Source organism: Streptomyces sp. LBL, from assembly GCF_029893585.1.
Lineage (GTDB): Bacteria > Actinomycetota > Actinomycetes > Streptomycetales > Streptomycetaceae > Streptomyces.
The window spans coordinates 305,677-329,445 of sequence record NZ_JARXYX010000004.1 but is presented as its reverse complement, the minus strand read 5'-3'; the positions used below and the strand labels follow the sequence as shown (position 1 = coordinate 329,445).

Here is a 23,769-nt window from a genome sequence, read left to right as displayed (position 1 = left end):
CCTCCTCTCCCTCCTCTCCTTCGCGTCCTCGCGTCCTCGCGACGAGGCCCGAACTCGTGTCCGAAGCGGTCCCGGCTCCCCAGTACAGTCGTATCCAGTAGCGCAGAGCGGTTGATACGCGACGAAGCGTAGGGAAGAAGGCATCGCCCATGAGCAGTAACGAGACGCCGCCCCGCGGCCCCGTCGACTCGTCCCGCATCCCGCGGTTCGCCGGACCCGCGACCTTCGCCCGGCTGCCGCGCCTCGACGAGGTCGGCCGCGCCGATGTCGCCGTGATCGGTGTGCCGTTCGACTCGGGCGTCTCGTACCGGCCGGGCGCCCGCTTCGGAGGCAACGCGATCCGCGAGGCGTCCCGGCTGCTGCGGCCCTACAACCCGGCGCAGCACGTGTCCCCCTTCGCCCTCGCGCAGGTCGCGGACGGCGGCGACATCGCCGTGAACCCGTTCCACATCAACGAGGCCGTGGAGACGATCGAGGCGGCGGCGGACCAGCTGCTGGGGACGGGGGCCCGCCTGATGACCCTGGGCGGCGACCACACCATCGCGCTGCCGCTGCTGCGGTCGGTCGCGAAGAAGCACGGCCCGGTCGCCCTGCTCCACTTCGACGCCCACCTCGACACCTGGGACACGTACTTCGGCGCGGAGTACACGCACGGCACGCCGTTCCGGCGGGCGGTGGAGGAGGGCATCCTCGACACCTCCGCCCTCTCCCACGTCGGTACGCGCGGCCCGCTGTACGGCAAGCAGGACCTCACCGACGACGAGAAGATGGGCTTCGGCATCGTCACATCGGCGGACATCTACCGCCGGGGCGCGGACGAGGTCGCCGACCAGCTCCGGCAGCGCATCGGCGACCGGCCCCTCTACATCTCCATCGACATCGACTGCCTGGACCCGGCGCACGCGCCCGGCACCGGCACGCCCGAAGCGGGCGGCATGACCTCCCGAGAGCTCCTGGAGATCCTGCGCGGTCTGACATCGTGCACCCTGGTGTCGGCGGACGTCGTCGAGGTGGCCCCCGCGTACGACCACGCGGAGATCACGTCGGTGGCGGCCTCCCACACGGCGTACGAACTGACCACGATCATGTCCCGTCAGATTGCAGAGGCACGTTCGAAGTGACCCACGACCACGACCTGGTGCTCCGTCCGACGGAGGCACAGACCGCCGCCGCTCTGAACCCTCCCGCCGGCCGCAACGGCGGCGACCTGGTCGTGGAGACGCTGGCCGGACTCGGCGCGACGACGGTCTTCGGCCTGCCCGGCCAGCACGCGTTGGGGATGTTCGACGCCCTGCGCCGCTCGGATCTGCGCTACATCGGCCTGCGGGTGGAGAACAACGCCGGATTCGCGGCGGACGCGTACGGCCGGATCACCGGCGAGGCGGCCCCGCTGCTGCTGTCGACGGGGCCCGGGGCGCTGACGGCGCTCGCGGCCTTGCAGGAGGCGGCGGCGGCCTCGGCCCCTGTCCTGGCCATCAGCAGCCAGATCCCGACGGCGGGCCTGGGCGGTGGCCGCCACGGCTATCTGCATGAACTCCCGGACCAGGCAGCCTCGTTCAGGGGCGTCGTGAAGTCGGTGCACACCGCCCGTACCCAGTCCCAGATCCCGTCCGCGATCGCGGCGGCGTGGACATCGGCGCTGACGGTTCCGCACGGCCCCGTCTGGGTGGAGATCCCACAGGACGTACTGCTGGCCGAAACGCTGATCCCGGTCGTGACGGGAGGCGACGCGTTCCCCGACGACCTGCCCCCGCGCCCCGAACTGACGGCGGTGGCCGCCGACTTGCTGTCCCGCGCCGCGCGCCCGGCGATCATCGCGGGCGGGGGAGTGGTACGGGCGGACGCGTCGGGCAAACTGCGCCGACTCGCCGAGAAGCTGAAGGCACCCGTGGTCACCACTTACGGCGGCAAGGGCGCGTTCCCCTGGAAGCATCCGCTGTCGTTGCAGTCCTGGCTGGAGGACCGCCGCACCACCGACTTCCTGGAGGACGCGGACGTCGTCCTCGTCGTCGGCTCGGGACTGGGTGAACTCTCCTCCAACTACCACACGTTCAAGCCTCGCGGCCGGGTCATCCAGATCGAGGCGGACCTCGGCAAACTGGAGTCCAACCACCCGGCGCTCGGCATCCACGCGGACGCGCGCCTCGCGCTGCAGGCGCTGCTGGAGACGGTCACCGAGCGCACGGACCCGACGGCGCCGGAGCGAGTACGGGACCTGCTCTCGCGGGTGCGCGAGCACATCGCGGCTCAGGAACTGACCCTGGAACAGCAGCTGTTGGCCGACGTGAGGGAGGCGCTGCCGGACGACGCGCCCAGCTTCTGGGACATGACCATTCTCAGTTACTGGGCATGGTCCGCGTTCGACGCCAGGCAGCCCAACACCATGCATTCGGCGCAGGGTGCCGGAGGTCTCGGCTACGGGTTTCCGGCCGCCCTCGGCGCGGCGGTCGCCGACCCGACCAGGCCGGTACTGGCCGTGTCCGGAGACGGCGGTGCGATGTACTCCCTCGCCGAACTGGCGACGGCGAAGCAGTACAACCTGTCGGTGACCTGGCTGATCGTCGACGACGGCGGTTACGGCATCCTGCGCGACTACATGACGGACGCCTTCGGCCAGACCACGGCCACGGCCACTGAGCTGACCCGGCCGGACTTCGTGGCGCTGGCCGAGTCGTTCGGCGTACCGGCGACGCGCACGACTCCGCGGACGTTCCGCGACGACCTGACGAAGGCACTGGCGGCACCCGGCCCGGCGGTGGTCGTCCTCCCGGCGGTACTGCGGATGTTCGCACCGACGCATGGAGACGACTGAGCGCGGTGTGGCGACTCCTACTCATTTCTGCGAGCGCGAAGCGTGATGGCTTTGACAGCGCCGTGCAGGCAATCCAATGACTGGGCGCCCACCTCTACAGCATGGTGCTTGCCGATGTGGGCGCCCAGAGTTGTCCCTGTGTCGGCGTCAGGCCACGTGCGCTCCCAGTCCGGTCAGCCCCGGTGCCACGTCCGGTCGCAGCACGAGGTTGTGGTCGTAGTCTCCGCCGTTTTGCGTTCGGTACGCGATCGGCTCGGTCGTCGGGATCGCGAGCAGGCGCTCGTGCAGCTCCTTGGCCGCTGCCTCGCCTTCTTCGGGCGTGAACCTGTCGGCACCCGAGATCAGCACCGGGGGCAGCACCTCTGCGCCCCCGTAGAACAGGGTGCCGTGCTGCAACCCGAACAGCAGCTCGTCGACGGCTCCGTGGATGCCCCGCTCGCCGTAGAACCACGGCGGCCCACCCATGGTCACGACCGCCATCGCACGCTTACCTGCAAGGAACCCGTCTCCGTAACCGATCCACTCGCCGTTCGGGCCGCGCAACCCGTACGCGAAGCCCTGGTGCCAGACCCGGTCGAACCAGCCCTTGAGGATGGCGGGCATTCCGAACCACCACATAGGGAACTGGACGACGATGGTGTCTGCCCGGTTGATCTTTTCCTGCTCGGCTCGGATATCGGCGCTCAGCGTGCCGCTCTCATACGCCTGCTTCGCGGCGGCAGCGACCTGGAAGCGCTCTGCCGGGTCGTGGGCGTAGCCGGCGGCGTCAGCGACGGGGTTCCAGCCCATCGCGTACAGGTCCGACACCTCAACGTGGTGGCCTTCGGCGCGGAGCGCGCGCTGCCCTTGCGCGGCGAGGTAGCCGTTGAGCGAGCGGGGTTCGGGGTGGGCGAGAATCCAAAGAACGTTCATGACGTCGATGGTGGCCGCGCGGCACGGCCACGACGACTGGCCCGATAGACAATATGTGCGAAGATCGGGCCATGGCTGTTTTTGCTGGTACTGGGTGCCACCGCGTGGCGGTCCTGGTCCGCGACGAGATATTGTCATTCGAGCTCAGCATCGTTCACCGCCTCTTCGGCCAGGCGCGCTCGGCCGCCGGTGCCGCGCTCTACGAGGTCGTGACCTGCGCACCCGAGCCCGGGGAAATACGCACGGACGCCGACTTCGCCGTCACCGTCGCTCACGGCCCCGAGGCGCTGGCCGAGGCCGACACCGTCGTTGTCCCAGGGGCCAGAGTTGATTTCGAGCCCCGGAGCGGGCCGCTCGAACCCTCGCTCACCGCCGCGCTGGCGCGGATTCGACCCGGCGCACGGGTCGCCTCGATCTGCACAGGATCGTTCGTGCTGGCCGCGGCGGGCCTGCTCACCGGGCGGCGAGCAACCACGCACTGGCGTTCATCCACCCGGTTCCGGGAGCGATTCCCGGACGTCGCATTCGACCTCGATGTCCTCTACACCGACGACGACGGCGTCCTCACCTCTGCCGGAGCAGCATCAGGCATTGACCTGTGCCTGCACATGATTCGCACCGACTACGGCGCAGCAGTCGCCAACGACGTGGCGCGCGGCTCCGTCGTCCCGCCACACCGCGAGGGCGGGCAAGCGCAATACGTGCAGCGACCGATGCCGGACCCGAGAATCTCCTCAACCAGCAAGGCACGCCGATGGGCACTCGCGAACCTGCACCGGCCCGTCACGCTCCGGGAACTGGCAGCCCAGGAGTCGACAAGCACGCGAACATTCACCCGACGCTTCCATGACGAAATCGGCACCTCGCCGGGACGGTGGCTCACCCAACAGCGCATCGAGCGAGCCTGCTCCCTCCTGGAATGCACGGACCTGCCCATCGACGAGGTCGCCGTCACCGCAGGCTTCGGCACCGCCGGTTCAATGCGATTGCATCTACAAGCAGAACTAGGGGTCTCACCCAGTGCCTACCGCGCCACATTCCGCGGTCGCGAGCGAACGACCGACTTCTCGCAGCACTGATTTTCACAGAGAAGACCGAGGGCGCCGTCGGGGCGGCCGAAGTAGATCATCTGGTGGGACATGCGGGTGACCATCTCCACCCCACGATCGGCTGGCCCGCTTTCCCGGCGGCGTACACGCCGTAGCTCGAGTACCGCTGTGCTGGCGTCGTGGCTGACCCATCCGGCGAAGCACTGACAGGTCTGCTGACGGTGGTCGAGGACGGCACCGGCGAAGGCCGCCTGCTGCCCGGCACGGTCTCCTTCATATGCGCCCGTATGCACGCGGCGCCAGCGTTCGGCAACCTCACTCACTGGGCTGCGGGTCTGCCGACGGGGCCCCGGACCACCCCGCACAGCCCCAAGCGGATCAGCGCCGCCACTGAGAAGGCTTTTCACCTGCGTTTCCTCGCCCAAAGCGCCGCGCCCGACGCGCAGATGACAACCGTCGGCGAGGTCGCCGCAGATGCCCGGCTGGCCCCTGCCCCGGCCCTGACGCGGGCCGTACGCTCCGGGCGCCCGGACGGGGAGAGAGGCGGCCCCCGTCCGGGCGCCTTCTACCAGGTCCAACCGCCGAGCCGGGGCGGTTCCCGGGTTTCCGCGCCCGCTGTACAGCGGTGCCTCTACTGTCCAGCCCGGATACTGAGTACGGGGGCGGCGAAGACGCCTGCTGCGGCAGCGGGCGAACAGGCCGCCGACGCCGAGCCGGTCACGGCCGCCGGATGCGCCTGCGGCAGCTGACCCGCCCCGCAGAGCACGACCGGCCTGCGGACGGCGGCCTCGGCGACGCCCTCGCGGGGTATCGCCGAGGCCGATCGCCGGTCACCGCCTACGACTGCGCAGGGCCTGTCAGACCGCGGCCGGCTCTTCCTCTTCCGCCTCGAACTCGACGTCCAGGTGCGGGTTGAACGCGCCAGGCCGCACGGTCAGCTCAGTGGTGGCGTAGGTGCCGAACCGCATGATGTGGTCGGTCAGGTACGGGCTGATCGCAGCCAGGTCCTCCCTGGTGATCTGCCATCCCTCCGCCTGGAGGTCGCGGACCACGTTCATCAGGTCCAGGGTCGTATGGAAGATCACGCAGTTGGCGAGCAGCGAGGTCAGCTTCACCGCCTTCTCCTGTTCGACCGGGTCGTTCTCGGCGATCAGCCCGCCGTTGCAGAACGCCAGCCAGTCGGTGAAGTTGTTGAAGGACTCGACCTTGTTGGTGGCCGCCGTCACCCGGCGGCGCAGCGAGGGGTCCGAGATGAACCGCAGCAGCTGCACGGTGGCGACCGCCCGGCCTACCTCCCGGAAGGCCCGGTAGATCTGGTTGCGGTGGGAGTTGCTGCCCAGGCGCCGCAGCAGCAGCGGCGAAGCCAGGGTGCCGTCCCGGATCGCGATCGAGACCCGCATGAGATCGCGCCAGTGCGTCTCGATCAGCCGCCAATCGATGACGTTGCGCCCGCCCTGGTCGAACAGGACATCGATGTGCCGGTAGCGGGCGCTGGCGGAGGGCCGGTAGAAGGTGCGGTCCTTCCAGTTCCGTATCCTCGGCATCAGCTCGAACCCCATCAAATGGGCGAGACAGAAGACCGGGAACGACTGCCCCTGCGTATCGGCATGGATCGTGTCCGGCTTCATCTGAGAGGCGTTCTTCAGCAGCCCGTCGATGATGTACACCGCCTCCCACACCCCACAAGGCACGAATCTGGAGAAGAGCGCGATGTACTGATCCGATATGTGATGGTACGCGATGCCGCCGAAGCCTCCGTACCGGATCGAGGACTCGGCGAGCAGGTTGTCGATGAAGGTGTCCATCTGCGTGCCGTCCGCCGCCACAGACGTTCCGTCGCCCCACGCCTTGACCAGGTCCAGGCGCATGAACGCGTTGACCACGTCGGTGATCGCCTCGTTGATCTTCTCCACGCTCAGGTGCCGGTTCGTGATCGCGCTCAGCTCGTGCGCGGACACCCCCGCGATGTGCCGCGCGGCCTCGGCGAACGTCATGTTGATGCCGCCCACGAAGGTCGTCAGCACGTACCGGCCGAACGGGTCCTTCAGCTTCGGGTCGCTGCCAGAGGCCGGGCCGAATCGCCGCCACCACTCCACCCAGTACGGAACAGAGCCGGGGCCCCGTCCGTGCCACACGGCAGAAGGCCTGCGGGGTCGATCCGCTCCAGCACCGTGCGGTAGGTGCCGATCATCCGCTCCACCAGCGCCTGCTGCTGCTTGCGGATCTCCTCCAGCTCGTCCTTCGCGTTCTTCAGCTTGGTGGCCACCCGCTTGCAGAACATCTCCGCCAGGTCATCGCGGGCCCGCCGCCGGGCCGCGTGCACCAGGCAGGCCAGCAGCGCAATGAGCTTGCCCGCCTCGTAATCCCGCAGCTCCGCCGCGTCCAGGGCGCCGGCCTCGGCCGCGAAGTCGGCGATCTTCCCCGGAGCGATGCCCTCCAGCCACGCGTCGGTGTCCCCGAGCCCGTCCACCCACTGAAGGTGCTTGTGCTGCTCCTTCAGATGGCTCCAGCTGGGCCGTTTCGCGGGCTTCCTCAGCCGGTTCAGCCCGCTCTTGCGGTCCAGGCCGCCCACGTCCAGTAGCCCGTGGAGCCGGGCCCGGTCCTCCATAGTCATGCGGGACCTGACGGTGGCGAAGATGTCCTCATTCACCTCCCGGCGGACCCGGGCGGCCATCTCGTCCAGGGTGCGGAACGCCGGGAGTTCGCAGGTTCCCCGGACCAGTTCCTCCAGCGCGACGTTGATCAGGTCCGGCGGGTTGTTCTTCACCAGCGCCGCCCGCCGGATCGCCTCCTCGGCGATATTCCGGGCTCGTTCCTGGTCGTAGGAGATTCCCTGCCGCTCGCGCACCAGCTTGCGGTGCAGCTTGGCGGTGTTGACCGACTCGTAGTGCGGCCCGGTGCCCTCCGGCAGCTCCAGGGCTCCGCGCACGTGCTCCACCACCGCCCCGGGCACCTCGGCGGCCTTCGGGAAGTAGCCCAGCTTCTGGTAGCACTTCAGCGTCAAGGCCAGGGCGAGCAAATGCTCCCCGGAGCGGGTCCGCTCCTGGGCCCAGTCGATCTCCTCGCGCTTGGGGGTGAAGAAGACGTGCATCTCCCGCGCCGACATCAGCCGCTTGAACCGCGGGTACGCGGTCCGTTCTATCGAGGTCACGCCGCCGGTTCCCGCCCCATGGTACGAAAACGATCACTTCCGCGCGGGACCGTACCAGGGCGATCACCAGCCGATACAACCACCCCAAACAACCCCCGCCCGCCCCGACCGTCCGGTCCCCGTGCCACCGGCAGACCCACCCACAGCCACCGCCCGGAAGCCTCGATCACCCACCCAGGATCACGCTGCTATCCCTTTCGGCCGTATCTCGGCTGCCCCCGTATGAGAGCGGACGGAGCTCGGGGCGGACTGGGTTCTCCAGGCCGCACGCGGCAACCGAAATCTCGTTGAACAATCCTGCGATTGTGAATATCGCGTGCCGCAGCCGTGCCGCGGGCGCTTGCCCTACCTGATCCTCGGTTCCCGGAGGGTGACGTCAAGGTGTTGCGCCGGTTCCGAGTGAGCGTCTCTGGAACTCTTAAGGATCCTGGGTCATCGCGTGGCCTCGAGAGGTGGAAGCGGTGACGAGCGCGGAGGGTTCCGGGCCGATCCTTGGGTAGAGCCCGTGTGCGGCATCACTGGCGGTGACGCGGTGCCAGCGTCTGGACTGTGTCCGGCTCTTTCGAGTCAGGCACACCCGGGGATCGCTGCCCCGCCGGACGCTGAACCGGTCACCGCAGATGAAACACGATGCCAGTGGCGGGGACCGCGCGCACTTCAAGCACGCGGCGTGTATGTCAGGTAGAACGAGAGTCAGTCCATCGGGTTACGCCCGAGCCGGAATCAACTTGCCGCAGCTTCCCCAAGCCAATCGCCGCACAGTTGGAGACCCTTCGCCCGCCTCTCGGAGAAAAACGTCCCCACCCCTTGTAGGATCGTTCAACGATCCCGGTGGGCCGACCCGTCCGCGCGGACGTTTTCCCGTCGGCCCGCCAGGTCGCCCTACCAGATCGCCTCGACCCACTCCGGGTGGTCGATGAACGGGTTGCGGTTGTGCTGGTAGGTGTCGTAGATGACCTGGTTGCGCTTCTCCTCGAAGGCGCTCGGCGGGTCCTCGTCGCTCCACTGCTTGAGGACGGAGAGCTTGCCGATGTACGGGTTGCTGCCGTTGTTAACCCGCTCGTTGGGCTCCAGGTCGGCCCAGCCGTCGCCGCCCTCGTAGCGCACGGCCATGTAGAGGATCATGCGGGCCACGTCGCCCTTGTCGGCGTCGCGCGGCTCGAAGGAGTCGGAGTCGACGAGGCTGCCGCCGCCATTGTTGACCGTGCCGCCGCCGTTGTCGAAGTCCAGGTTGCCGCGGATGCTGTTGACCTGGACGTCGGCGGGGCGCAGGTGATGCAGGTCGGTGCCCGGTCCGGTCGCCTCGCCGAAGTCGCCGTGGGACTTGGCCCAGGTGTGCTCGCGGTTCCAGTCGCCGACGTCACCGCCGTTGAGGGTCTTGCTGCGCGAGACCCCGCTGTACAGCAGGATCACGTTGCTGCTGTTGTTCGGGTCCTGGTCGGTGGCCTTGAGGGCGTTCCAGACCGCGGAGTACGAGATCTTCGTCTGGCTGCTGATGATCGTGTGGAGGGAGGACTTGAGGCTCGTCCCCGTCTTCCCGATCGCGTTCTTGTAGTACGTCGTGTCGTACGCCGTCGTCGTGGCCGCGGCGGGGGTCGCGGTCAGGGCGGGGGCGGCGAGGCCGGCCAGGACGGCGGCGGTGGCGAGCGCCACCGGCTTCCAGCGTCGTATCCGTGTGGTCGCCAGCATGTGGGGGTCCCATCTACGCGGGTGGATTGAAGGCGGCAATCGGGAGAGTGACATGGACATGTAGCCGTGTAAAGGAATTCGACATGTCCTTCGGGTGACGGAAACCGGCAAGTCGGGCGTGTTCTACGCGAGTTGACGCGGCAAAACGACCCCCGACTGGTGGGTCGAGGGCCGTTGGGGCGAGATCCGTCAGCTGAGGGCCGAGGCATCCAGACGGTGGACGGCCGGCTGTTCGCTCTGCCGAGGCTGTTGTGTATGGCGACTGGTAACGATGGTGCGGCGCGGAACCGTGTTCTCCCACGCCGCCTTCCGGTACGTGGACGTCATCATCGGCGCGATCGTTGCGGCTGCTCTCGTGTGGTTCGCGGTCACGGCCCTGAACGCGCCGGGCCAGCGGGACGACCCCGGCGTACGGCACGCTCTGGTCGTCATGCTTGCGCTGACCGTGTGCGCGGTTCTGGCCGGAGCGACCTCCCTGCTGGCGGTGGGTGAGTGGATCACCGACGCCCCGCCGTCCGTCCTGGAGGTCTCGTCGACCGCCAGAACCGCCTGGTCGTCGTGCAGATGCTCCACCACGTAGGCACGCACGTCGTCGCGGACCTGGCCGGCGTCCCACCTGGCCCGCCCGAGCAGGTGCTGCATGCCGTCGGGGGTCCTCTCCCCGGCCCACTCGGCGATGGTCCAGCAGTTCTTGCGCGGCAGGTCCGACAGCAGGCCGAGCACCAACCGCCCGACCCGACGGCGGGGTTCGACCCGTGTGAACCGGCCTGCGATCCGGGCCATCAGGCCCTCGAACGCCTCCTGCCAGCGGGCAGGGTCTACGCTGTGACCTGCGGCCACCGTCTGATCTTCTGTCTTCACACACCGATGATCACCGGTGGCCGCACTCGTTCCCGCACCAGCCCGGACCTGTGTGACCAGCTGACGGACGCCGAACTGCCGGAAAGACGGGCGACGGCCACCGACCCGGCTGACACGCTGGCGCACATGACCACGCCACTGACCACGAGACAGCGACTCGCCGCGCTCCACAGCTATGCGGCCGTGAACGGTGAGGACTTCACCGGCCAGAACCTGGCTTCCGCTCGCACGTCGCGGATGAGGTTCACCCGCTGCTCGTTCAGCGGGGCCGATCTACGCCACGCCACCCTGGACGGGTGTTGGTTCAAGTTCTGTGACTTCAGCGACGCAGACCTGCGCGGGGCTTCACTGCGAGAGGTCAGCCTGGCCGGATGCGATCTACGGGGTGCTGACCTGCGCGACACCGATCTGACCGACGCCAGGTTCGGCAGCGTGAACACTGGCATACCCCCGCTCGGGCTGACCAACGTCACCGGCGCCCGGTTCGAAGGAGCATCTTTGCGCAACGTTCAAGCGGAAGGCGTCATCGGGTGGCCACCGGGACACGGCGCGAACGAGTAGGGCCTGCCTGGCGGCGAGATCACGATCTACAGCTGGAGTACTGGTTGTCCATGGCGATCGAGAAGCCCTTCGCGCTGGCGCCGGAGCGCGTCGCGTTCAGCGTGTCGGCGGTCTGACGCCTGCACCTCCTCCCCGCCGGGGGTCGGGCCGCGCCCTCCGGCGGAACCAGCAGGTGAAGGGCGGCCCCGGAACGTCATGGCTTGTCTCCTCGGGGCCGTCCGGGGGCCGTTTATCCTGGGTATATGGGCTGGACGGCCCCTACCGTCGTGGTGGCGGGGCGGGAGGATGAAACCAGACGTGGGTTTCCCTTTCCCGCCCCAGACGGCGGGGGGGGAAGAGTTATTGATCGGTAGGCCCCTGGGCACGGGCCGGACGAATCGTGTTGGGCAGCGGTCAACTGGGGAGGGTTCCGTCCTTGACTGCCGAAAGGAACGATTTCCAGCCGGCTGACGGGAAGACCAGCGCGGGCCCCTGAGGTGCCTTGGAGTCGCGGACCGGGACGCCCGGGTAGCCGTCCAGGACCTCGATGCAGCTGCCGCCTTCGTTGCCGCTGTACGTCGACTTGCGCCAGCCGTGCAGGGAGGAGGCATCGGGGATGATGTGTTCATTCACGGCGTTCATAGTCCTTTGCTGTTGCCCTCATCAGGGCCACTGACTCCTTAAGCGGCATTGCGTCGCCTAGCGCGAGATCGTAGGTGCCTTCAAGGCGGTCGACCATGGCGGGGGAGTCGTGAATCTTGCCCACCTGGATGCCTTCGGAGTACGCCACCGGCGGCTGATCCTCAAACTTGAGCAGGGTGAGCATGCTCTGCATGAGGGGATGCACCCCCAGCCCGAAGGGCAACACGTGGACGCGTACGCGCCCTGACTCCACCAGTTCCATGACATGTCGGAGTTGCTCCGCCATGACTTCCGGCCCGCCCACAACCCGCCGCAGCACAGCCTCGTCAAGTAGCGCCCACACTACGGGCGTCACCGGGTCTTTCAGGATCTTTGCCCGCTCAAGGCGTGTGACAACGAGCCTGTCACATTCCACCTCACCCACCGGAGGGAACGACGTGCTCAGAACCGCACGCGCGTACATTTCCGTCTGGAGGATGCCAGGGACGAACGACAGGGCGAACTCCCTGATCATCGTCGCCTGCTGTTCGAGTTGAAGGGCCGCCTCGAAGTACCCCGCGACCGCGGTGTCGTCGTCCGGCAGGAAGCTGCTCAGCACATCGCCCGTGTTCAGCGCCCTGTCGAGGCGTCTCGCGTCCTCTTTGGACGGGGTGCGCCGGCCCGCCTCGATGTGCGAGATGTGCGAACGCGTCATGACGGCGGCCGTCGCCAGCTCCTGCTGCGTCATCCCGGCCGCCTCGCGCTGCGCCTTCAACCACTCCCCATAGATGTTGCTCATCGTCCACTCCCATGTGACAGATGCGTTGTCACCTCTGACCCCCTGGCGAGCCTAGCCCGGCCGGTATCACGCTGTGAGTGGATCGCTACACAGCGATGTCCATGCACGTCGACCTGCCCTCGGGCAGGGAAGACCCCCGCGACCGCTACCGACGGCCCGGGGGCATGGCCCTCAACCACACTGGAGTTGAAGACGTGTTGCACCATATCGCCCGCCTCGTCGAGCCGCTGCTGCGTCTGCTGTGGCCCGCCTGCGGACGGCACCGGCACCGGCACCGGAACCGGCACCGCGCCGGGGGAAGGGCGAGGCTCACCCCCGTACCGGCCGCCCCCGCCGCATCCGGCCGTCGCCCCTCCTCGCACGAAGCCCTCCTCCATGGCGAGGACTCCCGGCTCGTCCGCCCCTACCTCCTCGCCGACGAACAACGCGAGCAGGCCAGACAGCAGCGCGTCCGGCGCCGGGCCCTCTGGCTCGCCGTGCACGGCGTCGACGTTGGACCACGGCGTATCCACGGTGTCGACGTCGGCTCCCGCCGAACCCACGGCGCGGAGGTGACCGCCGCGTGATCTACGAGAGTCACGACACCACCGCCCCCACAGCCACCCGGCCTCGCCTCCTCCCCTGGTCCAACCTCGACGGCAACCCCTGCTATCTCATCACCGACGACACCGGCACCAGTCGTCTCTCCCGCATGGCCGACGACGTCGAAGCCGTCCAGCTCGGCATGGCCGGCGACCTTCTCGACCACGCCGCCGATCTCCTCGGTGACGGCAGAGCCACCGCGCCCCAACTCCGTTTTCTTGCGCTCCGATTGACCGAATCGCTCCATGACGTACATCGCGTCGCCCGGAGCAGGGGAGCTCGCCTGTCCATCCCCGATGACGACGATGTGCTTGAGGAGAGCCCCGGCACCTGAACCCGCCCACCCCCGCCGAGCGTGCGGACGTAGCGTCACAAAACCTCGTGCGTCCGCGCGCTCCGCCATGCCCTCCGTTCGGATCCCTTTCCCTTACCCCGACCCCTGGGCACAGAATGGGTCTCAGAGGAACAGCGGGACGTATTGAGAGAGGCGCGGGGCTGTGGTGGTGCACGTCGCGAGCGGGACGAGGCGGAGCGGCCGTTCGTCGCGCAGTTAGAGGCCGTGGGATGGACGCACGTCCCGGGCAAGGAGGTGGACACGCTTGACGCGGTTGTACCGCTGCTTGTCGACCAGCTCGGGCCCGCGTTGAGGCGGATCAACCTCCGGGGGTAGTGACGGTCAGCCCTGGATGGGCGAGGACGACATTCGGCGGGCGGTCGGCGAGCTTGCCTCCCTCTCCCTCGGCAAAGGCGTCGTGCACGCGAACCTCGCCGCCACCGACATGCTGCTCCACGCCTGGACGCTTCCCTCGGCCTCCGCCGCGTACGGTGGTCCGTCCGCCACCGTCCAGTACGTCGAGTGGCACCCGGACCATGTCACACGCAACACCTTCACCGTCGTCGACCAGCTCCGTGTGTGCAGCCGCTCCGGCGAGCCCGCCCGCGCCGCAGTGCTCGATCTTCGGCACTACGCCGGGAATCCCGTTCTGGACCTCGACGCCACCGGTATTCCCGTCCCCGCCGGTGTGCCGGAACTGTTCCGGACGGTCCAGCTCCTCGTCGCCGCGACCGGTGAGACCGCCCACCTGGGTACCGTCACCTCCGAGCCCGAGCACTTCCACCCGTCCCAAAGGCGCGATAACTTGGAAAAACCACGGTCTCGAAAACATCCAGAAGCCTGCTCAAGGGGACCTCGCACGTCATCAGTTGAGAATGAGGTGGGGTGCCCGCTCCTCCAACTGTCCATGAGTCTCGGCGCCTACGTGTCGTGCACGAGTCGGCCATGTGAAGGTGTCCCACCTTTGTCGAACTGTTCGGCGACTTGTACAACTTTTCGATCGAACCCGTGAGTCAAATGGTGTATGACTCACATGACTTCACGCCGTACGAGACTCCTGGCGGCCGGCGTGGCCGTAGGCGCGCTCATACCCGTCGTGGCCGCCGCCGCGCCCGCCGCCGCCGCGGCCACCCCGACCGTCAGCTGTACGTCCGCCAAAGCGGGCCTCGCCGACAAGTTGAAGAAGGACATCACCGCCGCCCTCGCGAACCGCAGGGGCACGATCGCGGTCGGCGTCTACGACCGCCCGACGAACACCACCTGCACTCTGCGCGCCTCCACCGCCTTCGACTCGGCCAGCGTCGTCAAGGTCACCGTCCTCGCCACGCTGCTCTGGGACGCGAAGAAGCACAACCGGTACCTCACCGACCGTGAGGCCGCCCTCGCCAAAGCCATGATCACCAAGTCGGACAACACCGCGACCAGCACCCTCTGGAAGCAGCTGGGCCTGACGAAGATCAAGGGTTTCCTCACCGCGGCCGGCATGACCCAGACCAAGCCGGGTGCGAACGGCTACTGGGGCCTGACCCAGATCACCGTGACCGACGAGCAGAAGCTGCTCAAGCTGATCACCGCCAAGAACACGGTCCTGAGCGACAACTCCCGTGCCTACATCATCAAGTTGATGAGCCAGGTCATCTCCTCGCAGCGCTGGGGAACGCCGTACGGAGTGCCGTCCGGGGTCACCGTGGCCCTCAAGAACGGCTGGCTGGAGCGGGCCAGCAACGGCTGGCGGGTGCACAGCATCGGCGCGTTCAAGGGCAACGGCCACGACTACCTGATCACGGTGCTCACGCAGGGCAACAGCACCATGGACTACGGCATCACGACCATCCAGGGCGTGGCCAAGGCCGTCCACCGTGACCTGGCCGCAAGCTGACACGTCATGAGGCGGCCTCCCGCGCGTCACCGGGCCGCCCTACGGTGACGTCCATCCCTGATCTTGTGTGGGATCCCCGGCTTCAGCCGGGGAGGGAAGACGCTCCTCACCGACCTCGCGTCCTGCCCGTCCCTCGGCGCCACGGCCAAGCAGCCCCAGCCGAACCCGCTCCTCGACAACATCGAGGGCATGGTGATCACGGGACGCACGCGCGACCGCCTGAAGGTGCTGCTGGTGAGCGACGACAACCAGAACGCGGTGCAGATGACGCGGTTCTTCTACCTGCGCGTTTCCCTGCCCGTATCCCTGCGCATATCCCTGCGCGACCGCACGTGACCCTTCCCTCCCGTTTGTTGCGGAGGGATGAAATCCGCCGCGTCCGGTGTTAGTGCCTTGCGGAAGTTCAGGTCTGAAGGAGGGCACCGCGTGGCAGCGCAACAGGGGGAGAAGGAGGGCTGGGCGCGCAGGCTGGCCGGTTACGCGTGGCGCTACCCCAAGGACGTCGTCCTCGCCCTCGGGTCGAGCCTCGCCGGGATGGCCGTCCTGGCCGGCGTCCCGCTGATCACCAAGGTGATCATCGACGACGTGATCGTCGGCCACAGCCGCGACATGGCTCCCTGGGCCGGCGCCATGATCGGCGCGGCCGTGATCGTCTACGTGCTCACCTTCGTCCGCCGCTACTACGGCGGCCGTCTCGCCCTGGACGTCCAGCACGACCTGCGCACGGAGATGTTCGGGACGATCACCCGCCTCGACGGCCGTCGGCAGGACGAGCTGTCCACCGGCCAGGTCGTCGGCCGGGCCACCAGTGACCTGCAGCTGATCCAGGGCCTGCTCTTCATGCTCCCGATGACCATCGGGAACTTCGCCCTCTTCCTGATCTCCCTCGTCGTCATGGCCTGGCTGTCCGTGCCGCTCACCCTGGTCGCCCTGGCCGTGGCCCCCGCCATCTGGTGGATCGCGAGGCGCTCCCGCAGCAAGCTGCACCCCGCCACCTGGTACGCCCAGGCCCAGGCCGCCGCCGTCGCGGGCGTGGTCGACGGCGCCGTCAGCGGCGTACGCGTGGTGAAGGGCTTCGGGCAGGAGGACCAGGAGACGGGCAAGCTGCGCGAGGTGGGCCGCCGCCTGTTCGCCGGCCGGCTCCGGACCATCCGGTTCAACTCTCGCTACACCCCCGCCCTCCAGGCCGTCCCCGCCCTCGGCCAGGTCGCGATGCTCGCGGTCGGCGGCTGGCTCGCGGTGCGCGGGCACATCACGCTCGGTACGTTCGTCGCCTTCTCCACCTACCTCGCCCAGCTCGTCGGCCCGGTCCGGATGCTCGCGGTGGTCCTCACGGTCGGCCAGCAGGCCCGCGCGGGCACCGAGCGTGTTCTGGAGCTGATCGACACCGAGCCGTCGATCCAGGACGGCACCAAGGAGCTGCCCGCCGACGCCCCCGCGACCGTCGAGTTCGACGACGTCTCCTTCGGCTACGCCGACGCGGCCGGCACCACCAGCCCCGTCCTCGACGGGCTGAGCTTCGAGATCCGCCCCGGCGAGACCCTCGCGATCGTCGGCTCCTCCGGCTCCGGCAAGTCCACCGTCTCCCTCCTGCTCCCGCGCTTCTACGACGTCACCCACGGCGCCGTCCTCATCGGCGGCCACGACGTCCGCGAGCTCACCCTCGACTCGCTGCGGGCCGCGATCGGCCTGGTCCCCGAGGACTCCTTCCTCTTCTCGGAAACGGTCCGCGACAACATCGCGTACGGCCGCCCGGACGCGACCCAGGAGGAGATCGAGACCGCCGCCCGCGCCGCCCAGGCGGACCGTTTCATCCGGGAACTCCCCGAGGGCTACGACACCAAGGTCGGCGAGCACGGCCTCACCCTTTCCGGCGGCCAGCGTCAGCGCGTCGCGCTCGCCCGCGCGATCCTCACCGACCCGCGCCTGCTGGTCCTGGACGACGCCACCTCCGCGGTGGACGCCCGCGTCGAGCACGAGATACACGAGGCCCTCCAGCAGGTCATGCGGGGCCGCACCACCCTGCTGATCGCGCACCGCCGCTCCACCCTCAACCTCGCCGACCGCATCGCCGTCCTCGACGCCGGCCGGCTCGCCGACCTCGGCACCCACGAGGAGCTCCAGCAGCGCTCCGCCCTCTACCGCCGGCTGCTCACCGACCCGGACGAACTCGGCGGCGTCTCACCGGGCCACGCCCTGCCCGCCGCCCAAGCCGAGGACACCTCCGTACGGGACGAACTGGACGCCGAGTTCGACGCCGAGCGCGGCGTGACCCCCCGGTTGTGGTCCGGCGACCGTGAGCCGAAGGACACGGCCCTCTCCGGCACCCCGGCCACCCCCGAACTCCTCGCCCAGGTCGACGCGCTGCCCCCGGCGACCGACCTCCCGGACATCGACGAGGCCCGCGCGGTCACCGCCGAGGACTCGTACGGCCTGCGCAGGCTGCTGCGCGGCTTCGGCCTGCCCCTTCTGGTGAGCCTGGTCCTGGTCGCCGTGGACGCCGGCATGAGCCTGCTCCTCCCGGTGATGATCCGGCACGGCATCGACGACGGTGTCTCGCAGCTGGCGCTGGGCGCGGTGTGGGCCGCCTCCCTCGTCGCCCTGGCCGCCGTCGGCGTGCAGTGGGCGGCGCAGATCGGCGAGACCCGGATGACCGGCCGTACCGGCGAGCGGGTCCTGTACTCGCTGCGCCTGAAGATATTCGCCCAGCTCCAGCGGCTCGGACTCGACTACTACGAGCGGGAGCTGACGGGACGGATCATGACGCGCATGACGACGGACGTCGACGCGCTCTCCACTTTCCTCCAGACCGGTCTGGTCACCGCCTTCGTCTCGGTCGTCACCTTCTTCGGGATCATGGTCGCCCTGCTGGTGATCGACATACAGCTGGCGCTCGTGGTGTTCGCGACCCTGCCGCCGCTGATCATCGGCACGTTCTTCTTCCGCCGGGCGAGCGTGAAGGCGTACGAACTGGCCCGTGAGCGGGTGTCGGTGGTCAACGCCGACCTTCAGGAGTCGGTGTCGGGGCTCAGGATCGTGCAGGCCTTCCGGCGCGAGCGGGACGGCGGGGCGCGGTTCGCCGAGCGCAGCGACAGCTACCGGCAGGCCCGGATCCGGGGCCAGTGGCTGATCTCGATCTACTTCCCGTTCGTGCAGCTGCTGTCGTCGGTGGCCGCGGCCGGCGTACTGATCGCGGGCGCGGGCCGGATCGACGCGGCGACCCTGACGACGGGCGCCCTGGTCGCGTACCTGCTCTACATCGACCTGTTCTTCGCCCCCGTCCAGCAGCTCTCCCAGGTCTTCGACGGCTACCAGCAGGCGACCGTCTCGCTGGGCCGTATCCAGGAACTGCTCCAGGAACCGACGTCCACGAAGGCCGCGGACGAGCCGCTGGAAGTGCTGTCCCTGCGGGGCGAGATCGCCTTCGAGGACGTCCATTTCGCCTACGGCGACGGCGAGGAGGCCCTCGGCGGCGTCGACCTGCGGATACCCGCCGGACAGACGGTGGCGTTCGTCGGCGAGACGGGCGCCGGCAAGTCGACCCTGGTCAAGCTGGTCGCCCGGTTCTACGACGCGACCGGCGGCCGGGTGACGGTCGACGGCACGGACCTGCGCAGGCTCGACCTCACCTCGTACCGCCACCGCCTCGGGGTCGTCCCGCAGGAGTCGTACCTCTTCCAGGGCACCGTCCGTGACGCCATCGCCTACGGCCGCCCGGACGCCACCGACGCCGAGGTGGAGGCGGCGGCCCGCGCGGTCGGCGCGCACGAGATGATCGCCCAGCTCACGGGCGGCTACCTGCACGAGGTCGCCGAACGCGGACGCAACCTCTCGGCGGGCCAACGCCAACTGATCGCGCTGGCCCGCGCGGAGCTGGTCGACCCGGACATCCTCCTCCTCGACGAGGCCACCGCCGCCTTGGACCTGGCCACGGAAGCCCAGGTCAACCAGGCCACCGACCGCATCGCGGGCCACCGCACCACCCTCGTCGTGGCCCACCGCCTCACCACGGCGGCCCGCGCGGACCGGGTGGTCCTCATGGACCACGGACGCGTCGCGGAGGACGGCACCCACGAGGAGCTGCTGGCCCGTGACGGGCAGTACGCCGAGCTGTGGCGGACGTTCGTGGGGGCGGCCGAACCCGAGGAGCCGGTCGGCGCGGCGCAGTGACGACCCCGCAACCAACGGACATGTGTTCTGCGTCAGTACGTTCGTACGTCCAGGGGTTGTTGTACGTCCAGGCATTGGGTACGCCCAACGGTTGCGTACCCCCAGAGATCGCGTACGCCCAGGAGTCGTGCTGACGGGAGGGACGACAGTGGACAGTGGTGCGTTACGTGCGTTACGTGCGTTACGGCGCCGCCTCGCGCTCGGTCTGGCCCTGCTGACCGCGTCGGGCCTGCTCGCGTTCGTGGCGCCGGGGGCCGCGCAGGCCGCCGACGCCTCGTCGTGCGCCGGACGCAAGGTCAGAACGCTCTCCTTCACCACCGGCTCCGTGCAGATCTACAAGCGGAGCGGCTACGTCTGCGCGGTCACCCTCCCCAAGAACCCCGGTCCGAAGCGGTACATGATGATCAGCGTGCAGGCGCGCGGCCTCCGCCCGGTCGTCGACGACGGCCGGTACACGCGCCGGGCCGGACCGGTCACCGTGCACGCCGGACACCGGTGTGTGCGGGTGAAGGGGACGGTGGGCCAGGGCTCGGTCGCGTCCGGCTGGATCCTCTGCTGACTCACGGGTCATGACGACGGCGTGCACCTACGTCCACCGACGACCACCGACGACCACCCAGGACCACCCACGACTACCTACGACCGCATCCGGCCGTCGGCTCCTGTGCGGGTAACAGCCCGGCCGTTGACCCCTGTTGCGGGTGACGGGCCGGCCGTCGGCCCTGTGCCGGTCACACCGTCCGGGCGCAGCCCACCGGCCGCTCGCCGCCGAGCTGGACGTACAGGGCCGTCGACAGCGGGCACTCGGCCCGGTCGGCGACGGCCTTCTCCACCTTGTACTGCGGTTTCTTCTCGCCCGTGCCGTCGCAGGCCGTCTCGCGGACCTGTCCGTCACCGCCGTCACCCAGGCTGTAGACGCAGTCGCCGACGATGGTGCGGGGCCCGCCCCCGGCGCCCGGGTCGCCGGGATGCGGCGGCTCCAGGTTGCGCATGCAGGCGTAGCCCTGCGGCACGGAGTCGTCGCCGTCCTCGTCCGTGGCCGGGCTCTGCTCGCTGATGTGCAGGACGAAGTCGGTGGTCGCCGGGCACAACGGGCCGTCGCCCGCGGTGCTGTCGTGCCGCGCCACCACCCGGGCCGCCGCCCGTTCGCCGGTGCACGGGACCTCGGTGAAGCGGGTCGTCCCGAAGGAACTGCACTCGTCGACCGCGAGGAACACCGCCCCGTACCCGGAGGGCCGGGCCGGTGCCACGGATGTCTCGTTGCCCAGCCGCCCGTCCTGCACGGCACCTCCGACATCGGACCCCTGACACCCCGCCAGCAGGGCGGTGAGCGCCACCAAGACCGCACCCACCGCACCCACCGCTCCCGCCGAACATCGCTCGCGCATCGCCACCCCCAGGCACCCTCGGCGCCCCCGGCACCCCCGACATTCCCGTTCAGCGTGACCTGCCAGGGCGGACCCACGCCAGATATGCGGGGTGCTTTGCGCCTTTTGGGGGTGGTGCGGCGATTGTGCGACGTATGGGGACTACGTCTGGTACGACAGCCCGTATCCGACCGGATACGGCACCCGCGCCGGATCGTTGGCCCGCTGCACCGGCACTCCTTCCGGAATCCTTTGAAGGAAACTTCCGAGGAGTCGGCAACATCCGGGAAGTTTCTGCCAGTCACAGTCAAGGGAACACACGGGAGCGAGCAAGGGGCCGCCATCGGCGCTGTGGGAGGGGGCGCGCCGATGGCGGCATGCTGCCGGCCGCGGCACGGCGGAGAGGGTGGGTCAGCGTTCGCAGCCAGCAGCGAGGCCGACACCGCACCACGGTGACTCTCCGACAGCTTGCGGGTTGGACGAGCGGGGGAGGGCCAGGGTTCCCGGTCCGGACCGGATTCCCGGAAGTCGGGACGCCGGGGGTCATTGGGGTCAACGAGGCGTTCGGGGTGCGCGCCGCGGGCCCTCCGCCACCGCGGCTGAAGCGGGGCGGAACCCGGCGGCGCGGGGTCGGCCCACGCCGGCCCACGCCGGCCCACCCCGGTCCACGCCGGTCCACACAACCCCACACAGGGGTCGCCGACCGGCGGCCGCCGAGCGGGGCCACCGGTCAACCGGGCCTCAACGGGACCTCAGGCGGACTCGTTCAGCAGCCGGGCCAGATGGTCCCGTCCGGCGCCCAGCAGTTCCGGCAGCGGCGCCGCCGCCTCGTACCACCGCTTCTCGTACTCCCAGCACAGCCAGCCGTCCCAGCCGTTCCGGCAGAGCACGTCCACGCACTCGGTCAGCGGCAGCACCCCCGTGCCGAGGGCCAGCGGGGTCTTGTCCTCGGCGGAGGCGATGTCCTTGACCTGGACGTATCCGAGGTACGGGGACAGGGCCGCGTACGTCTGAGAGGGCTGCTCGCCGCCCAGCCAGGTGTGCATGACGTCCCACAGCGAGCCGACCTGACGGTGTCCGACCAGGCCCAGCACCCGGATCGCGTCGGCGCCGGTGCGGTGCGAGTCGTGGGTCTCCAGCAGGATCCGTACGCCGACGTCGGTGGCGTACTCCGCGGCAGTCCCCAGCCGCCGCGCGGCGGTCGCGTCGGCCTCCTCCCGGCTCTGCTCGGTGCCGCCGCCGGGGAAGACCCGCACATACGGGGCGCCGAGGTCGCGGGCGAGGTCGAGGAGTCGGCGGACCTCCTCGATCACGGGCTCGTCCGGGCCCGGCGCGGCCACCCGCGCGTACCCGGCGAGGCCCAGCACCTCCACACCGGCCGCCTTGAACTCGGCGGCCACGTCGGTGCGCCGGCTCAGATCGAGGCCCGGATGCACCGGCTCCTCCGGATGGGCGCGCAGTTCGACGCCGTGATAGCCGTACGTGGTCGCGAGGCGCAGCACGTCGGGGAGGGGAAGGCCGGGAACGCCGAGGGTGGAGAACGCCAGTTTCATGTCCCTACTCTCACTCGCGGGTCGGCTCGGGTCCAGACGGGGGGCGGTACGTGTCGTCCCGTCCGTCCCTCACCGGTGCCCTGAAGATCGTCCGGTCACTCACCCGTGCCGTGCAGATCCCGCGGCACCCCGGCGGACCCCCGCACCATCAACTCCCCCCGGATCACCGCGATCCCCCCGGGCGGCGGCTCCTCCCGCCCCATCGTGATCCGCCCCGCCCGCGCCCCCGCCTCGGCGAGCGGCAACCTCACCGTCGTCAGCGAAGGCACCGCGTCGACGCTGAACGGGAGGTCGTCGAACCCCGCCACCGAGACGTCGTCCGGAATCCGCCGCCCCAAGTCCCGCAGCGCCGCGCACGCCCCGAGCGCGACGGAGTCGTTCGCGGCGACCACGGCCGTCAGCGACGGATCCCGCCGCAGAAGCTCCAGCGTGGCCTCGTACCCCGACTGCCGGTCGTACCGCCCCCACACGGCCCACCGGGGATCCTCCTTGATCCCGTGGGCCTCCAGCGCCGCCCGGTGCCCCTCCAGCCGGTGCCGGGTCGTCGTACGTTCCTCGGGTCCCGCGATGTAGCCGAGCCGCCGATGCCCGAGTCCGATCAGGTGCTCGGTGAGCTCCCGTCCGCCCCCGCGGTTGTCGAAGGTCAGCGCGATCGCCCCGGTCTCCGGGGCCGGCGGGCGCCCGCACAGCACCACCCGCGTCCCCGCCTCCGCCAGTTTCCGCAGCTTCGACGCCATCGCCGCCGTGTGGGCCGCGTTCTCGATGGCCCCGCCGGTCAGCACCACCGCCGCCGCCCGCTGCCGCTGCAGCAGGGTCAGATAGGTCAGCTCCCGCTCCGGCGAACCCCCGGTGCTGCACACGACCGCCAGCCGCTCGCCCCCCGCTCGCCCGCCCGGCCCGCCGATCTCGGACTGGATCGCGCTCGCCATGATCCCGAAGAAGGGGTCGGCGATGTCGTTGACCAGGATGCCGACCAGGTCGGAGGTGGCCGCGGCCAGTGCGCTGGCGGGGCCGTTCAGGACGTAGTCCAGCTCGTCCACGGCCCGCAGCACCCGCTCCCGGGTGGACGCCGCCACGGGGTAGTTCCCGTTCAGTACGCGCGACACCGTCGCGGGGGAGACCTGGGCGCGGGCCGCCACGTCCGCCAGGGTCACCGTCATCTCGTCGTCCTCCGGTCGCGCATCTCGTCGTCCGTCCTCGTACGCCCGTACGCCCACGTAGACAGGCCGCACCACGGGCATGGTTCCGGACGTGTCGAGCAGACCTTACGACCATGAATCCCCTGTCGTTCGCCCCCTCGAACAACTCGTCCCCGTCGCGGTCTTGTCCAGACCACTGCTCAGAGGTTAGCTTTTCACTAGATAGAAAGCGCTTGCTGTACCGCTCGGCAGTAGAGGCGTACACGGCGCGCACCACCGTGGAGGAAAACGCGCACGACCGTTGCGTACGG

General features: G+C 69.4%; 19 protein-coding genes and 4 pseudogenes. 12 read left to right on the top strand and 11 right to left on the bottom strand.

Translation table 11 applies throughout. The annotated features are described in order from the left end of the window. The first annotated feature begins 149 nt into the window (after positions 1-149). Positions 150-1,121: an agmatinase gene (gene speB / locus M2271_RS06975; protein ID WP_280886211.1), complete on the top strand. Its 972-nt coding sequence runs from the start codon at positions 150-152 to the stop codon at positions 1,119-1,121. Then, positions 1,118-2,812, top strand: coding sequence for a thiamine pyrophosphate-binding protein (locus M2271_RS06970; protein ID WP_280886210.1), 1,695 nt, complete (start codon positions 1,118-1,120; stop codon positions 2,810-2,812). The genes speB and M2271_RS06970 overlap by 4 nt, the downstream gene beginning before the upstream one ends. A gap of 147 nt (positions 2,813-2,959) precedes the next feature. On the opposite strand, the gene M2271_RS06965 is transcribed toward M2271_RS06970, so the two are convergent. After that, positions 2,960-3,724 carry an NAD(P)H-dependent oxidoreductase gene (locus M2271_RS06965; RefSeq protein ID WP_280886209.1) on the bottom strand — a complete coding sequence of 255 codons (765 nt, stop codon included), beginning with the start codon at positions 3,722-3,724 and terminating at the stop codon, positions 2,960-2,962. 44 nt (positions 3,725-3,768) lie between these two features. Between M2271_RS06965 and M2271_RS06960 the strand changes: the two genes are divergently transcribed. Beyond that, entirely contained in the window at positions 3,769-4,803 is a 1,035-nt protein-coding gene (locus M2271_RS06960; protein WP_280886245.1) for a helix-turn-helix domain-containing protein, read from the top strand. Positions 4,804-4,985: 182 nt separating this feature from the next. Further along, positions 4,986-5,240 (top strand): annotated as a pseudogene (locus tag M2271_RS06955) (SAM-dependent methyltransferase); the annotation flags it as partial. Positions 5,241-5,630: 390 nt separating this feature from the next. Here the strand turns inward: M2271_RS06955 and M2271_RS06950 are convergent. The 3 genes from M2271_RS06950 to M2271_RS06940 form a co-directional block, all read right to left on the bottom strand. Further along, a complete protein-coding gene (locus tag M2271_RS06950; protein ID WP_280886244.1) occupies positions 5,631-6,869 on the bottom strand; it encodes a transposase in 1,239 nt (412 codons plus the stop codon). Continuing rightward, a complete protein-coding gene (locus M2271_RS06945; protein ID WP_280886208.1) occupies positions 6,818-7,924 on the bottom strand; it encodes a DUF4158 domain-containing protein in 1,107 nt (368 codons plus the stop codon). Before M2271_RS06945 ends, M2271_RS06950 begins: the two co-directional genes overlap by 52 nt. Positions 7,925-8,806: 882 nt before the next feature. Beyond that, the gene (locus M2271_RS06940) at positions 8,807-9,613 is read right to left on the bottom strand and encodes an endonuclease (RefSeq protein WP_280886207.1); all 807 of its coding nucleotides are present in this window, start codon (positions 9,611-9,613) and stop codon (positions 8,807-8,809) included. Between the two features lie 250 nt (positions 9,614-9,863). On the opposite strand from M2271_RS06940, the pseudogene M2271_RS06935 reads away from it, so the two are divergent. Then, a pseudogene (locus M2271_RS06935) lies at positions 9,864-10,193 on the top strand (transposase family protein); the annotation flags it as partial. Here M2271_RS06935 and M2271_RS06930 read toward each other — a convergent pair. Beyond that, positions 10,139-10,396 (bottom strand): annotated as a pseudogene (locus M2271_RS06930) (transposase); the annotation flags it as partial. The pseudogenes M2271_RS06935 and M2271_RS06930 sit on opposite strands and share 55 nt — an antisense overlap. Positions 10,397-10,600: 204 nt before the next feature. Between M2271_RS06930 and M2271_RS06925 the strand changes: the two are divergent. Beyond that, positions 10,601-11,035 carry a pentapeptide repeat-containing protein gene (locus M2271_RS06925; RefSeq protein WP_280886206.1) on the top strand — a complete coding sequence of 145 codons (435 nt, stop codon included), beginning with the start codon at positions 10,601-10,603 and terminating at the stop codon, positions 11,033-11,035. A gap of 393 nt (positions 11,036-11,428) precedes the next feature. Here M2271_RS06925 and M2271_RS06920 read toward each other — a convergent pair whose 3' ends face one another. Both M2271_RS06920 and M2271_RS06915 read right to left on the bottom strand, forming a co-directional pair. Continuing rightward, positions 11,429-11,647, bottom strand: coding sequence for a DUF397 domain-containing protein (locus tag M2271_RS06920; protein WP_280886205.1), 219 nt, complete (start codon positions 11,645-11,647; stop codon positions 11,429-11,431). After that, positions 11,640-12,434 (bottom strand): helix-turn-helix transcriptional regulator, encoded by a 795-nt coding sequence (locus M2271_RS06915; RefSeq protein WP_280886204.1) that lies wholly within the window; start codon positions 12,432-12,434, stop codon positions 11,640-11,642. Before M2271_RS06915 ends, M2271_RS06920 begins: the two co-directional genes overlap by 8 nt. Before the next feature lie 77 nt (positions 12,435-12,511). Here M2271_RS06915 and M2271_RS06910 point away from each other — a divergent pair, with 77 nt between their 5' ends. Together M2271_RS06910 and M2271_RS06905 are read left to right on the top strand one after the other, a co-directional pair. Then, positions 12,512-13,000 (top strand): hypothetical protein, encoded by a 489-nt coding sequence (locus M2271_RS06910; RefSeq protein WP_280886203.1) that lies wholly within the window; start codon positions 12,512-12,514, stop codon positions 12,998-13,000. Beyond that, entirely contained in the window at positions 12,997-13,350 is a 354-nt protein-coding gene (locus tag M2271_RS06905) for a hypothetical protein (RefSeq protein ID WP_280886202.1), read from the top strand. Before M2271_RS06910 ends, M2271_RS06905 begins: the two co-directional genes overlap by 4 nt. A gap of 319 nt (positions 13,351-13,669) precedes the next feature. Here M2271_RS06905 and M2271_RS06900 read toward each other — a convergent pair whose 3' ends face one another. Then, positions 13,670-14,098, bottom strand: coding sequence for a hypothetical protein (locus M2271_RS06900; RefSeq protein WP_280886201.1), 429 nt, complete (start codon positions 14,096-14,098; stop codon positions 13,670-13,672). Between the two features lie 276 nt (positions 14,099-14,374). On the opposite strand from M2271_RS06900, the gene M2271_RS06895 reads away from it, so the two are divergent. The 4 genes and pseudogenes from M2271_RS06895 to M2271_RS06880 all read left to right on the top strand — a co-directional run bounded on the left by M2271_RS06895 (position 14,375) and on the right by M2271_RS06880 (position 19,958). Next, positions 14,375-15,229: a serine hydrolase gene (locus M2271_RS06895; protein ID WP_280886200.1), complete on the top strand. Its 855-nt coding sequence runs from the start codon at positions 14,375-14,377 to the stop codon at positions 15,227-15,229. Between the two features lie 96 nt (positions 15,230-15,325). Then, positions 15,326-15,565: pseudogene (locus tag M2271_RS06890) on the top strand (hypothetical protein); the annotation flags it as partial. Positions 15,566-15,655: 90 nt separating this feature from the next. After that, a complete protein-coding gene (locus M2271_RS06885) occupies positions 15,656-19,399 on the top strand; it encodes an ABC transporter ATP-binding protein (RefSeq protein ID WP_280886199.1) in 3,744 nt (1,247 codons plus the stop codon). A 148-nt stretch (positions 19,400-19,547) separates the two neighbouring features. Next, positions 19,548-19,958 (top strand): hypothetical protein, encoded by a 411-nt coding sequence (locus M2271_RS06880; protein ID WP_280886243.1) that lies wholly within the window; start codon positions 19,548-19,550, stop codon positions 19,956-19,958. A gap of 172 nt (positions 19,959-20,130) precedes the next feature. Here M2271_RS06880 and M2271_RS06875 read toward each other — a convergent pair whose 3' ends face one another. The 3 genes from M2271_RS06875 to M2271_RS06865 all read right to left on the bottom strand — a co-directional run bounded on the left by M2271_RS06875 (position 20,131) and on the right by M2271_RS06865 (position 23,479). After that, positions 20,131-20,787: a hypothetical protein gene (locus tag M2271_RS06875; protein WP_280886198.1), complete on the bottom strand. Its 657-nt coding sequence runs from the start codon at positions 20,785-20,787 to the stop codon at positions 20,131-20,133. A 731-nt stretch (positions 20,788-21,518) separates the two neighbouring features. Continuing rightward, positions 21,519-22,319, bottom strand: coding sequence for a sugar phosphate isomerase/epimerase family protein (locus M2271_RS06870; protein WP_280886197.1), 801 nt, complete (start codon positions 22,317-22,319; stop codon positions 21,519-21,521). A gap of 95 nt (positions 22,320-22,414) precedes the next feature. Then, positions 22,415-23,479 (bottom strand): LacI family DNA-binding transcriptional regulator, encoded by a 1,065-nt coding sequence (locus M2271_RS06865; protein ID WP_280886242.1) that lies wholly within the window; start codon positions 23,477-23,479, stop codon positions 22,415-22,417. Positions 23,480-23,769: the final 290 nt, after the last annotated feature.